We start from the raw sequence: 11,202 nt of genomic DNA, 5'->3' as shown, positions 1-11,202 counted from the left end.
CGTATTCCACTGCCCACGACGTCTACCGATAGTTTTCACAGATGCGCACCTTCTCCCGCCGCGCAGCGGCACTCACCCTCATGGCCACCCTGACCCTCAGCGCCTGCGGCAGCAGCGACAGCTCCGACAACTCCTCGTCCTCCTCCTCGTCCTCCAGCAAGAGCGAGAAGGCCACCGGATTCGACGCCCCGCCCGCGGACGGCCCCACGATCAAGGGCACCGACTACACGTACTCGGTCCCCGACAGCTGGGAGACGCCGAAGAACAAGCCCGCCGGCTTTGACTTCGACAGCCTCGCGGTCGACAGCGACGACAAGGACGGCTTCGCCGACAACATCAACGTCCTGCGCCAGTCCCCCGCCCCGACCGGCGTCACCATCGAGGAGCTCAGCAAGAACCTCGGCGACGAGCTGACCAAGCAGGGCGCACGGGACGTCAAGACCAACGAGTCCGTGACGGTCGCGGGCGAGTCGGCCGCGCACATCTCGATGTCGCAGGAGCTCAACGGCAACAAGAACCTCACCGAGCAGTACTACATGCTGCGCAAGGGCGCCCTGTACGTCGTCACGTTCTCGCACAGCACCGACGTGTCGAAGGCCGATCGCGACAAGATCGCCGGCTCGGTCCTGAGCACCTGGACCTGGTCTGCATGACCCAGCTGCCCGGCTCGGACGACCTCGCCCGCAGGATCCTTGCGGTGCTGTGGGAGACGACCGACCGCCAGGTGACGCGAGAGATCGCGCACCTGGCGGACATCGTCGTCGACACCAGCGACGACGGCACCCACACGGCGCCTGAAGGACTGGTGATGCCGCCGTCGGGCTGCGTCACGACGCTCGTCACCGCGACGGCTCGTGATCACCCCGGCGTCACCGAGGACATGCGGGTCGCGGTGTGGCCGGTGGCGGACGGCGGCGAGGATCCCGCGTTCGTCGTCACCCGCTCGGACTCCGAGCTCACGCTCCCGGTGGCCCTCGCCGAGATCCACCCGGAGGCCACCCCCCGCCTGCAGGCGCGGGTCAACGACTTCATCGCCACGATCATCGCCCACATGGTGGCCGAGCTGGACGTCAAGATGCAGCGGACGTACATCCGCGAGTCGCAGGGCGACCTCGCGGAGTACACCGAGGACTGATCCGGCCGGTTCCGTCACGACAGCGGCGCCCCCACCCGTCGAGGGTGGGGGCGCCGCTGTCTCGTGCGGGCACCTGTCAGGAGCTGATGCGCTCCCGCTCGGGCGTCGTGCCGGCCACCGAGTCACCCGTGTGGCGGGCGAGCGACTCCCCCTCGATGTCGAGGTTCGGCAGCACCTTGTCGAGCCAGCGCGGGAGCCACCACATGCGATCGCCCATGAGCGCCATGAACGCCGGGACGATCATCATGCGGACCAGGAACGCGTCCGCCAGCACGCCGACCGCGAGGCCGAAGCCGATCGACTTGATGATGATCTCGTCGCCGAGGGCGAAGCTGCCGAAGACGCCGATCATGATCGCTGCGGCCGCCGTGACGACGCGAGCGCCGTACTGGAAGCCGAACACGACCGACTCCTTGGCCGGGCGGCCGTGGACGAACTCCTCGCGCATGCGGGACACCAGGAACACCTCGTAGTCCATCGCCAGGCCGAACAGGATGCCGGTCAGCAGCAGCGGCAGCATGAACAGCACCGGGCCGGAGGTGTCGACGCCGAGCAGGTCCGCGGCCCAGCCCCACTGGAACACCGCGACGGTGGCTCCGAGCGAGACGCCGACCGAGAGCAGGAAGCCCAGGACCGCCTTGATCGGGACCAGGATCGAGCGGAAGACGATCATCAACAGGATGAACGCGAGCCCGACCACGACCAGCAGGTACTTCGGGAACGCCTTGGCAAGCTCCTCGGAGATGTCGACGCCCACGGCGGTCTGTCCCGTGACGTACACCGTCGCGCCGGTGTCGGCCTCGACAGTGCCCACGGCCTCGCGGATGTCGTCGACCAGGGCCTGGGTGTCGGCGTCGGACGGTCCACTCTTGGGAATCACGGTGATCGTGGCGTACTGCGCCCCCTCGAGCTGCGCCTCGTACGCCGCGACGGCCTTCTCGTCCGCCGGGTCCGGCGTCGGCGGGACGACGGCAGCGACGTCCTTCTCGATGCCCTGGACCTTCTGGGCGGCCAGGTCGACCGCCTCGGCCGGGTCGTCGGCCCCCTTCGTGTCGACCACGACGAGCAGCGGACCGTTGGTGCCGGCGCCGAAGTTCTCCGCGATCAGGTCGTACGCCACGCGGGGACCGGTGCCCTCGGCGGCCGTGCCGTCGTCCGGCAGTGCGAGCTGCATCGACGCGACGGGGATCGAGACCACACCGGCGACGGCGAGACCGCCGACGAGGGCCTTGATGCGGTGCTTGGTGATGAGGTCGGCCCAGCGACGTCCAGCGGTCGTCCCCACCGTCTCGTCCTCAGGATCCGGCGCCTTGATGAAGGGCACCTTGCCCCAGCCGGTCCGCTTGCGGGCGGCCCCGAGCAGGGCGGGAAGCAGCGTCAGGGCGATGAGGACCGCGATCGCGACGGTCGCGGAGGCCGCCAGGCCCATCTGGGTCAGGAAGTTGATGTTGACGACCGACAGGCCGGCCAGGGCGATCACGACTGTGAGCCCGGCGAAGACCACCGCGGAGCCCGCGGTGCCGACGGCGCGACCGGCCGCCTCCTCCTGCGAGCGTCCGACGTGGATCTCGTGGCGGTAGCGGGAGGTGATGAACAGCGCGTAGTCGATGCCGACCGCAAGTCCCAGCATCAGGGCGAGGGTGGGCGTCGAGGAGCCGAGGTCGATGAAGCCGGTCGCGGTGGTGATGCCGGTGACGCCGATGCCCACGCCGATGAGCGCGGTCAGCAGCGGCATGCCGGCCAGCAGCAGCGACCCGAACGTGATGAGCAGGACGATGATCGCGATGCCGACGCCGAGCAGCTCGGTGAGCCCCTGCTCGGGGATCTCCTGCAGCGCGTCGCCGCCGATCGCGACCTTCAGGCCTGCTTCCTCGGCGACCTCGGGTGACTTCTCGAGGGCCTCCTTGTCGGCGTCGGTCAGGTCGATCGACTGCGTGGCGTACGACACCGTCGAGTACGCGGTGCGCCCGTCCTTGGACACCGTCCCGGTCTCGAACGGGTCGGTCGCGCCCACGACGTTCTTGGAGTCGATCGCGGCGAGGGACTCGGCCACGGCCTTCTTGTTGTCCGCGGAGGTCAGCTTCTCGCCCTCCGGCGCCTGGAAGACGACCCGCGCGGTCGCGCCGTCCGGGGCTGCGTCAGGCGTGCGCTCCTTGATCAGCTCGAACGCGTCGACCGACTCGATGCCGGGCAGCGTGAACGTGTCGGAGGTCTTGCCCTGGAGCGTGGTCGAGGCAACCCCCATCAGCAGGAGCAGGCCGATCCAGAACGAGATGACGATCCGACGGCGCCGGAACGACCAGCGTCCGAGTCGATAGAGATACCAAGCCATGGAAGTTCTTCCTTGTAGGGGTTCTTGAAGGGGGTGAGACGGGTCAGTGGATGCCGAGGGCGGGCAGGAGCGCGCCGTCGACGTACCGGCGCAGGAAGTCCTGGGACGGCTCCTCGCCCTCGAGCAGGTGGTGCAGGACGATGGGCGCGATGAACACGTAGTCGACGAAGACGAGCCCCGGGCAGTCCGCGGCAACCTCACCGCGCTCGACGGCACGGGCGACGACCTCGCGGATGCGATCGCGGCCGGGCTCGAGGATCTGCGCGCGCACAGCCTCGGCGAGCTCCTCGTCCTGACGGACCGCGTGCATGATCGCCGCGAGCATGTCGGCGTCGTGCTCCTGGCCCTCCGCGCGCTCGACCATCGACAGGAGGTCCCCGCGCAGGGTCCCCGTGTCCGGGAGCTCCAGCTCGGTCTCCCCTACGCACTGCAGGGCCTCGACGACGAGCGCCGACTTGCTGCCCCACTGGCGGTAGAGGGTCGCCTTGCTCGAGCGGGTCGCCTCCGCGACCTGGTCCATCGTCAGGTTGTCGTAGCCGTGCTCGGCAACGAGGGCGAGAGTGCCCGCATACAGCTCCTGCAGCCTTTCGGCAGTCAGTCGACTCACAGCGCTCCTTGGGCGTACGAAACCGTTTCGTTTCGATGCTACGCGGAGATCCGCCGCCGTGCCCACTCGAGTGCCGTGACCTCGCTCACCGCATCGTCTCCCCCACGGCGGCTCGCGGACGCCTCATGGCGTCCAGGCGGGATCGCGGCCGATGAAGCCCATCAGCCGGTCCTGCACCGAGGCGTCCTCGGGCACGGGCACGGCCGGCCCGTACTGGCCCGAGCCGCGCAGCAGCTCCTCGATCGGCCTCATCCCGGCCAGCAGCGCCTCGCACCGCGCGGGGTCCAAGCTGTCGTCCTGACCGCTCGCCCGGGCCAGGTCCCAGGTGTGCATGAAGACGTCGGCGACGTAGAAGCTCTCGACCAGCCGGCCGAGGACCTGCGTCCCGGCCTGCGGATGCGTGAAGTCCTCGGCCGCCCGTCCGGACTCCAGCAGCGACTGGACCGCATCCGCGTGGTGCCGCCAGGCTGCGACCGGGTCGTCCGCGACGGACGGGCCGGACGGCAGCTCGACCCCGCCGCCGGACAGGAAGCCCGGGAGCCAGCCCACCAGGTGCCCGACGACGTCTCGTGCCGTCCAGCCCTCGACCGGGGCGGGCGCGTCCCAGTCGCGCACACCCGCGACCCGCTCGGAGAAGATCCGGGCGACCTCGCGATGGGCGTCGGCGGGACTGTCCATGGCCGCCATTCTCCACCGTCTGTGCCCCGGAGGCTAGATTGAAGTCGTGCCCGACTCCCCGACCCGTTCCGCCAAGGCCGAGCAGACCCGGCAGTCGATCATCGACGCAGCCATGCAGCTGTTCCGCCTCTACGGCTACGAGAAGGCCACGATGCGCGCGATCGCCGACCGGGCGGGGGTGTCCATCGGCAATGCGTACTACTACTTCTCGTCCAAGGAACACCTGATCCAGGCGTACTACGACCAGATCAACGTCGAGCACGCAGCCGCGGCCACCGAGGCGCTGACCGGCACGACGACCTTCGATGAGCGCCTGACCGGCGTCCTGATGGCGTGGATCGACGTGGCCGAGCCCTACCACGAGTTCGCGGGCAAGTTCTTCAAGACCGCCGCCGAGCCCACCAGCCCGCTGTCACCGTTCAGCAAGGACTCCGAAGCCACTCGCCTCGCCTCGATCGGCCTGTTCCGCGACGTCGTCGAGGGCTCCGACATCAAGCTCGCGAAGGCCCTCCGCGAGGAGCTGCCCGAGCTGTTGTGGCTGACCCAGATGGGCGTCGTCCTGTTCTGGGTGCACGACTCGAGCGAGGGCCAGGAGCGCAGTCGTCAGCTGGTGCGCCAGGCGGTCCCGATCATCGACCGCGCTCTGCGGCTGACCCGGTTGCCGGGCGTGCGCGGACTCGTCGACGACGTCATCGGCCTGGTCCGCACCCTCAAGCCGACGAGCTGACCGTCACCGCGTGGCGATCGCACATCGCCTCGCGCGCGACACACCCCTCGCACCGCACCATCTGGCGCACGCACGAGACGTCGCCGCAGTCGGCCACGTGGCTGGTGCCCGTGCCGCACGTGTCGCACGTCCCCACGAGCGCGGGATGATCGGAGAAGGTCATCGTGATGCGGTCGTCGAAGACGTACAGCGCACCCTGCCAGAGGCCGTCGTCGCCGTACGCCTCGCCGTACGTCGCGATGCCGCCGTCGAGCTGGTAGACCTCCTGGAAGCCGCGCTTCTTCATCAGCGGCGTCAGCACCTCGCAGCGGATCCCGCCCGTGCAGTAGGTGACGACCGGCTGGTCCTTGAGGTGGTCGTACGCGCCGCTGTCGAGCGCTGCGATGAACTCGCGCGTGGTCTCGACCGGTGGCCTGATCGCGCCAGCGAAGTGCCCGACGGCCGACTCGATCTGGTTGCGCCCGTCGAAGAAGACGACGTCCTTCTCCTGCACCAGCGCGTGGAGCTCTGCTGGGCTCAGGTGCGTCCCGCCGTCGACCACCCCGTTCTCGTCGACCTCGAGCTCGTCGGGCGCGCCGAACGTCACGAGCTCGTCACGCACACGGACGCTCAGCCGCGGGAAGTCTGCCGTGGTGCCGTCCTCGAGCGCACGACCCTCGCTCCACTTGAAGTCGATGTCCTTGAACGGCGCGTACGCACGGGTGCCCTTGACGTACTTCTTGAGCTGCACGACGTCACCGCCGAGCGTCGCGTTGATGCCGTCCTTCGAGACGATGATGCGCCCGCGGACGCCGAGCGACTCGCACAGCGTGCGCTGCCACAGCCGGATCGCCTCGGGATCGGCGAGCGGCGCGAAGCCGTAGAACAGGAGGACTTTGGGGGTGGCCACCACCCGATTCTAGGAGGTGGCTCCGAGGTGCCACGTCACCCGCGCATCGCCGTCCCAGCGACGCAGGCTGCCGAGCCCGCCCTCGAGGTGGCGCGGCCGTCCGCCCAGCACCTCGAGCGCGAGGGCGAGCGCCTCCGGGGCGAGCCGCCGGGCCAGCGTCACGTGGGGCGTCCACCGTCCGGGGGCGGTGGTCGACGGCTGGTCGGGCAGGCCCTCCATCGCCTGCGCCACCTGTGCGTGCAGTGACAGCAGCTCGGCGGACGGCACGACGGCGCGGGCCAGGACGTGGCGACGTCCGCTGAAGACGAGCCAGCCGCCCAGGCGTATCGCCATGTCGCGCGGGGCAGCCAGCCCGTGCAGCGCCTGCTCGACGGCAGGCGTCACCGCGCTGGCCAGGCCGAGCGTGATGTGAGGGGCGTTCGACTCGCCCGTGTGCCGCGCCTGGCTGGGCAGCCCCGCATCGAGCAGCGCGGCCCACTCCTCGCGGACGAGCCCATCGAGCCCTTCGTCCAGGACGATCTCGACCGACTGCACCATCGGTCTATCGTCGTGCACATGAGCGAGCTTCACGAGCTGGACGCCACCGACCAGGCCGAGCTGCTGCGGGGCGGCGAGGTCTCCTCGGTCGAGCTCGTGCGGCACCATCTGGACCGCATCGACCGGTACGCCGCCGACCTGGGCGCGTTCGTCACCGTCACCGCCGACCTGGCGCTGGCCCAGGCGGGGGAGGCGGACGCCGCGATCGCCTCCGGCGCCGCGCCCGCCTTCGCCGGCGTGCCGACGGCGATCAAGGACCTGACCCCGACTGCGGGAGTGCCCACCTCGATGGGCTCGGCGGCGATGCGTGACGTCGTGCCGGACACCGACGCGTACGTCGTGGACCTCGTCCGGCGCGCGGGCTTCATCAGCCTGGGCAAGACCAACACCCCCGAGTTCGGCCTGTCGTCCTACACGGACAACGACCTCGTCGGCCCCGCTCGTACCCCCTGGGACCTGACGCGCAACGCCGGCGGTTCGAGCGGTGGCGCGGCCGCGGCCGTGTCAGCCGGGCTCGTGCCGCTGGCCCAGGGCAGCGACGGCGGCGGATCGATCCGCATCCCGGCCAGCTCGTGCGGCATCTTCGGGTTCAAGCCGAGCCGGGGCCGCGTCAGTGCGGGCCCGACGGGATCGGACTGGAGCGGTCTCGGGGTGGACGGGCCGCTCACCCGCACCGTCCGTGACGCCGCGGCGCTCCTCGACGCGATGGCGCACGCGATGCCCGGCGACGTGCGCCCGCTGCCCGATCCCGACGTCCCGTTCGTCGAGCGGGCCCGCCGCGAGCCCGGTCGGCTGCGCATCGCCCGCTGGTCGGGCACCCATCTCGACGGGATCTCCCCCGGCGCGGACGCCGTCGCGGCCTGGGAGCAGGCGAGCGCGCTGCTCGCCTCGCTCGGGCACGACGTCGTCGACATCGCGAACCCGTTCCCGCAGGAGCTCGAGCCGCAGTTCAACGTGATCTGGTCCAGCGGCATCGCCGCGGCGCCGTTCCCTCCCGAGGCCGAGGCCCTGCTACGGGCCAACACGCGCTACTGGCGCGAGCGCGGAGGTCGGGCCTCCGCCGTCGACCTGGCCGGTGCCATGCGGTTCCTCGAGGCGACCACCCGCGACGTCGTCGCCGGCCTGCAGCCGTTCGACGCCTTCCTCACGCCGACCCTCGCGCTGCCGCCGCAGCCGGTCGAGTGGTTCAACGAGTCCGGCGATCCGGTCGAGGACCACCACCGCGAGCTGCTCTACACGCCGTACACCGGGCTCTACAACATGACGGGCCAGCCCGCGGCGAGCCTGCCGCTGCACTGGTCGGACGACGGCCTGCCGATCGGCGTCATGCTCGCGACCCACCCCGGCCGGGACGGCCTGCTGTTCAGCCTCTGCGCCCAGGTCGAGACCGCCGCCCCCTGGTCGGGCCGCCGGCCCCCCGGCTTCTGACCGCCGCCGCGTGGCGCCTGGGCGCGGTTTCCCAGGAGAACCCCGGAATCTGACACGGCACCCCGGTCGTACCAAGGGTGACGTGCCAGAAACCGGGGTGAGGCCCTGCGGATTCCCAGGTTCTCCTGGGAATCCGGGACGGGTCAGTCGCGGGCGGTCATGATGATCGGGTCACCGTCGGTGATCGCGATCGTGTGCTCGACGTGGGCGCCTCGGGAGCCGTCGGCGCTGCGGATGGTCCAGCCGTCCTCGTCCATGCGGATGTCGTCGGTGGTGTGCAGGAACCACGGCTCGATCGCGATGACGAGTCCCGGCTTGAGCGGCAGGCCGCGCCCGGCCTTGCCGTCGTTGGCGATGTGGGGGTCGCCGTGCATCGTGCGACCCACGCCGTGGCCACCGAACTGGGTGTTGATCTTGAGGCCGTGCGAGCGCCCCACAGCACCGATCGCCGCGGAGATGTCGCCGACCCGGTTGCCCGGACGCGCGACGGCGATCGCGGCGTCGAGCGCCTCCTGCGCGTGCTCGATCAGCCGCACGTCCTCCTCGCGGGGCGTGCCGACGACGACGCTGACCGCGGAGTCACAGACCCAGCCGTTCAGCGACGCCGCGAAGTCCAGGCTCAACAGGTCGCCGTCGCGCAGCTTGTACTTGTGCGGCAGACCGTGCAGCACCGCGTCGTTGACCGACGTGCAGAGCACCTTGCCGAACGGCATCGCACCGAACGAGGGGTGGTAGTCGATGTAGCAGGACTCTGCGCCCGCGTCGCGGATCATGTCGTGGGCGAGCGCATCGAGATCGAGCAGGTCGACCCCGACCGCGGCCTTCTCCGACAGTGCGGTCAGGACAGAGGCGACGAACCGTCCGGCCGGTCGCATCTCGTCCAGCTGGGTGGGAGTGAGCAGCTCGATCATCGGGATTCTTCCTTCAAGCGGGATGAGGCGATCTGGGAGACGACGACCGCCGCGACGATCGCGAGGGTACCCACGAGGGCCATCGGGCCGCTGCCGTAGACCTCGTCACCGCCACCGGTGCTGACCGCCGCGACGAGTGCCGCGCCGCCGAGCAGACCCAGCAGCATCGCGCACAGGGTGTGGACGGTGTTGCGGTGGGACCAGGTCGCGTACGTCGCGATCGCCACGAGAGCCGCGGCGGCCACGAGGGCGATCCGCAGACCGGTGGTCCAGTCGCTGACGTCGATGTCAGTCCGGTCCACGACGTAGACCACCACTGCCACCACCTCGGCGATCATCATCGCCACCATTGCGCGTCCGCTCTTCACCCAGCACACCCCTTCGACGTCATCGTCCACCCTACGCGGGGCGTGCGCCCGTCCCACGCGCGAGCGTGGGCTGAGGTCGCGGAACGGCCCGATCTGACTACCGTCGAGACATGAGCCGAGCGCCGTCCGTCCGACTCGTGTCCCCGCACCAGCTGTTCGTCGAGCACCTCGAGGCGCCGGCCGGGACGATCTTCGTCCTGGTCGAGGACGACCTGTTCTTTCGTCAGTACCGCTTCCACGTGCAGAAGCTCGTACTGCACCGGGCCTCGATGCGTCGGTTCGCCACCAGGCTGCGCGAGGCGTCGTTCGACGTCGAGGTCATCGAGACTGATGCACACCACACCAGCGTGGCCAGGCTCGCCGCCCTGTTGCGGCAGCTCGAGCCGGCCACGGTGACGATGTTCGACGTCGTCGACGACTGGCTCTCCCGCGACATCGCGACGGCCGTGAGGGAGGCGGGGCTGGACCCGGCGTCCCTCCACGTGCTCGAGTCGCCCAACTTCCTGACCACCCGCGACCAGCTCACGGACTGGTTCGGCGACCACCCCGCGCGCATGCAGCACTTCTACGCCTGGCAACGACGGCAGCTCGACGTCCTCGTCGACGACGACCGGCCGGTCGGCGGCCAGTGGTCGTACGACACCGAGAACCGCAAGAAGCTGCCGCGCCGGCACCCGGTGCCCGACGTGCCGTGGCCGCGCCGCCATCCCGAGGTGGACGAGGCGATCGCGTGGGTCGCCGAGCACTTCCCGGACAACCCGGGGCGCGCCGACACGTTCCATTGGCCGACCTCGCACGACGAGGCCGAGACGGCCTACGAGGCCTTCCTCGCCGAGCGGTTCTCCCAGTTCGGCCCGTTCGAGGACGCCATCAGCGCCCAGCACCCGTTCCTGTTCCACTCGGTCATGACGCCAGGGCTCAACATCGGGCTGCTCTCCCCGGCGGACGTCGTCGAGCGCGCCCTCGACGCGGCCGACGGCGTGGACCTGCCGTCGGTCGAGGGGTTCGTGCGCCAGGTCATCGGCTGGCGGGAGTACATGCGGGCCACGTACGTCCTGTACGGCGCGCGCATGCGCACCAGCAACCGCCTGCAGCACACGCGGCCCCTCGACCCGGGCTGGTGGACGGCGTCGACGGGACTGCCGCCTGTCGACCTGGTCGTCGACCGGGTCCTCGAGCACGGCTGGAGCCACCACATCGAACGGCTGATGGTCGCGGGCAATGCGATGTGCCTGCTGCGCACCGATCCCGACGCGATCCACGAGTGGTTCATGGAGATGTACGTCGACGCGTACGACTGGGTGATGGTGCCCAACGTCTATGCGATGAGCCAGTTCGCGGCGGGCGACGCCATCACGACCAAGCCGTACGTGTCGGGCAGCAACTACCTGCGCAAGATGTCGGACCTGCCGACCGGCGACTGGACCGCGGACTGGGACGGCCTCTACTGGACGTTCGTCCGCGATCACCGCGAGGTGTTCGAGGACAATCGCCGCGCGTCGATGATGACGCGCATGTACGACGCGATGGCGCCGGAGAAGAAGGCCGCCCACACCCGGGCCGCCGCCCGGTGGCTGACCTGATCGCGGA

12 protein-coding genes are annotated in these 11,202 nt (G+C 70.1%); 5 read left to right on the top strand and 7 right to left on the bottom strand.

Features of this window, described 5'->3' with window-relative positions; all coding sequences use genetic code 11:
• Positions 1 to 41 precede the first annotated feature (41 nt).
• The gene (locus tag GEV27_RS01690; RefSeq protein WP_153933304.1) at positions 42 to 653 is read left to right on the top strand and encodes a hypothetical protein; all 612 of its coding nucleotides are present in this window, start codon (positions 42 to 44) and stop codon (positions 651 to 653) included.
• Complete coding sequence (locus tag GEV27_RS01685) at positions 650 to 1,135, top strand: hypothetical protein (protein ID WP_153933303.1); 486 nt, start codon at positions 650 to 652, stop codon at positions 1,133 to 1,135. Before GEV27_RS01690 ends, GEV27_RS01685 begins: the two co-directional genes overlap by 4 nt.
• A gap of 76 nt (positions 1,136 to 1,211) precedes the next feature.
• Here the strand turns inward: GEV27_RS01685 and GEV27_RS01680 are convergent, their stop codons facing one another.
• The 3 genes from GEV27_RS01680 to GEV27_RS01670 form a co-directional block, all read right to left on the bottom strand.
• A complete protein-coding gene (locus GEV27_RS01680; protein ID WP_153654686.1) occupies positions 1,212 to 3,467 on the bottom strand; it encodes an MMPL family transporter in 2,256 nt (751 codons plus the stop codon).
• Positions 3,468 to 3,510: 43 nt separating this feature from the next.
• Positions 3,511 to 4,074 carry a TetR/AcrR family transcriptional regulator gene (locus GEV27_RS01675; protein WP_153909857.1) on the bottom strand — a complete coding sequence of 188 codons (564 nt, stop codon included), beginning with the start codon at positions 4,072 to 4,074 and terminating at the stop codon, positions 3,511 to 3,513.
• Positions 4,075 to 4,197: 123 nt separating this feature from the next.
• Positions 4,198 to 4,752, bottom strand: a complete 555-nt coding sequence (locus tag GEV27_RS01670; RefSeq protein WP_228764908.1) for a TIGR03086 family metal-binding protein — start codon at positions 4,750 to 4,752, stop codon at positions 4,198 to 4,200.
• A gap of 46 nt (positions 4,753 to 4,798) precedes the next feature.
• On the opposite strand from GEV27_RS01670, the gene GEV27_RS01665 reads away from it, so the two are divergent.
• A complete protein-coding gene (locus GEV27_RS01665) occupies positions 4,799 to 5,479 on the top strand; it encodes a TetR family transcriptional regulator (protein ID WP_309221974.1) in 681 nt (226 codons plus the stop codon).
• On the opposite strand, the gene GEV27_RS01660 is transcribed toward GEV27_RS01665, so the two are convergent.
• Both GEV27_RS01660 and GEV27_RS01655 read right to left on the bottom strand, forming a co-directional pair.
• The gene (locus tag GEV27_RS01660; protein WP_309221973.1) at positions 5,463 to 6,368 is read right to left on the bottom strand and encodes a rhodanese-related sulfurtransferase; all 906 of its coding nucleotides are present in this window, start codon (positions 6,366 to 6,368) and stop codon (positions 5,463 to 5,465) included. The genes GEV27_RS01665 and GEV27_RS01660 overlap by 17 nt on opposite strands.
• 9 nt (positions 6,369 to 6,377) lie before the next feature.
• The gene (locus GEV27_RS01655; protein WP_153909855.1) at positions 6,378 to 6,905 is read right to left on the bottom strand and encodes a 2'-5' RNA ligase family protein; all 528 of its coding nucleotides are present in this window, start codon (positions 6,903 to 6,905) and stop codon (positions 6,378 to 6,380) included.
• A gap of 18 nt (positions 6,906 to 6,923) precedes the next feature.
• Between GEV27_RS01655 and GEV27_RS01650 the strand changes: the two genes are divergently transcribed.
• Positions 6,924 to 8,333 (top strand): amidase, encoded by a 1,410-nt coding sequence (locus tag GEV27_RS01650; RefSeq protein ID WP_153933301.1) that lies wholly within the window; start codon positions 6,924 to 6,926, stop codon positions 8,331 to 8,333.
• Positions 8,334 to 8,476: 143 nt separating this feature from the next.
• Here GEV27_RS01650 and map read toward each other — a convergent pair whose 3' ends face one another.
• The gene (gene map, locus GEV27_RS01645; protein WP_153909854.1) at positions 8,477 to 9,244 is read right to left on the bottom strand and encodes a type I methionyl aminopeptidase; all 768 of its coding nucleotides are present in this window, start codon (positions 9,242 to 9,244) and stop codon (positions 8,477 to 8,479) included.
• Positions 9,241 to 9,612, bottom strand: coding sequence for a hypothetical protein (locus GEV27_RS01640; protein WP_153654693.1), 372 nt, complete (start codon positions 9,610 to 9,612; stop codon positions 9,241 to 9,243). The genes map and GEV27_RS01640 overlap by 4 nt, the downstream gene beginning before the upstream one ends.
• A 110-nt stretch (positions 9,613 to 9,722) precedes the next feature.
• On the opposite strand from GEV27_RS01640, the gene GEV27_RS01635 reads away from it, so the two are divergent.
• The gene (locus GEV27_RS01635) at positions 9,723 to 11,195 is read left to right on the top strand and encodes a cryptochrome/photolyase family protein (protein WP_153933300.1); all 1,473 of its coding nucleotides are present in this window, start codon (positions 9,723 to 9,725) and stop codon (positions 11,193 to 11,195) included.
• The last annotated feature ends 7 nt before the right edge of the window (positions 11,196 to 11,202 follow it).

The sequence above is a fragment of the Aeromicrobium sp. S22 genome (assembly GCF_009661045.1).
Classification (GTDB): Bacteria; Actinomycetota; Actinomycetes; order Propionibacteriales; family Nocardioidaceae; genus Aeromicrobium; species Aeromicrobium yanjiei.
Note: the sequence above shows the minus strand (reverse complement) of the source record. Positions and strands in the feature narration are given on the sequence as shown.

What these genes read in the sequence shown, in the direction of transcription:
- GEV27_RS01650 (WP_153933301.1), top strand. Translation starts at nt 6,924, where the DNA reads ATGAGCGAGCTTCACGAGCTGGACGCCACCGACCAGGCCGAGCTGCTG.
- GEV27_RS01655 (WP_153909855.1), bottom strand. Translation starts at nt 6,905, where the DNA reads ATGGTGCAGTCGGTCGAGATCGTCCTGGACGAAGGGCTCGATGGGCTC.
- GEV27_RS01670 (WP_228764908.1), bottom strand. Translation starts at nt 4,752, where the DNA reads ATGGACAGTCCCGCCGACGCCCATCGCGAGGTCGCCCGGATCTTCTCC.
- GEV27_RS01685 (WP_153933303.1), top strand. Translation starts at nt 650, where the DNA reads ATGACCCAGCTGCCCGGCTCGGACGACCTCGCCCGCAGGATCCTTGCG.
- GEV27_RS01690 (WP_153933304.1), top strand. Translation starts at nt 42, where the DNA reads ATGCGCACCTTCTCCCGCCGCGCAGCGGCACTCACCCTCATGGCCACC.
- GEV27_RS01680 (WP_153654686.1), bottom strand. Translation starts at nt 3,467, where the DNA reads ATGGCTTGGTATCTCTATCGACTCGGACGCTGGTCGTTCCGGCGCCGT.
- GEV27_RS01635 (WP_153933300.1), top strand. Translation starts at nt 9,723, where the DNA reads ATGAGCCGAGCGCCGTCCGTCCGACTCGTGTCCCCGCACCAGCTGTTC.
- map (WP_153909854.1), bottom strand. Translation starts at nt 9,244, where the DNA reads ATGATCGAGCTGCTCACTCCCACCCAGCTGGACGAGATGCGACCGGCC.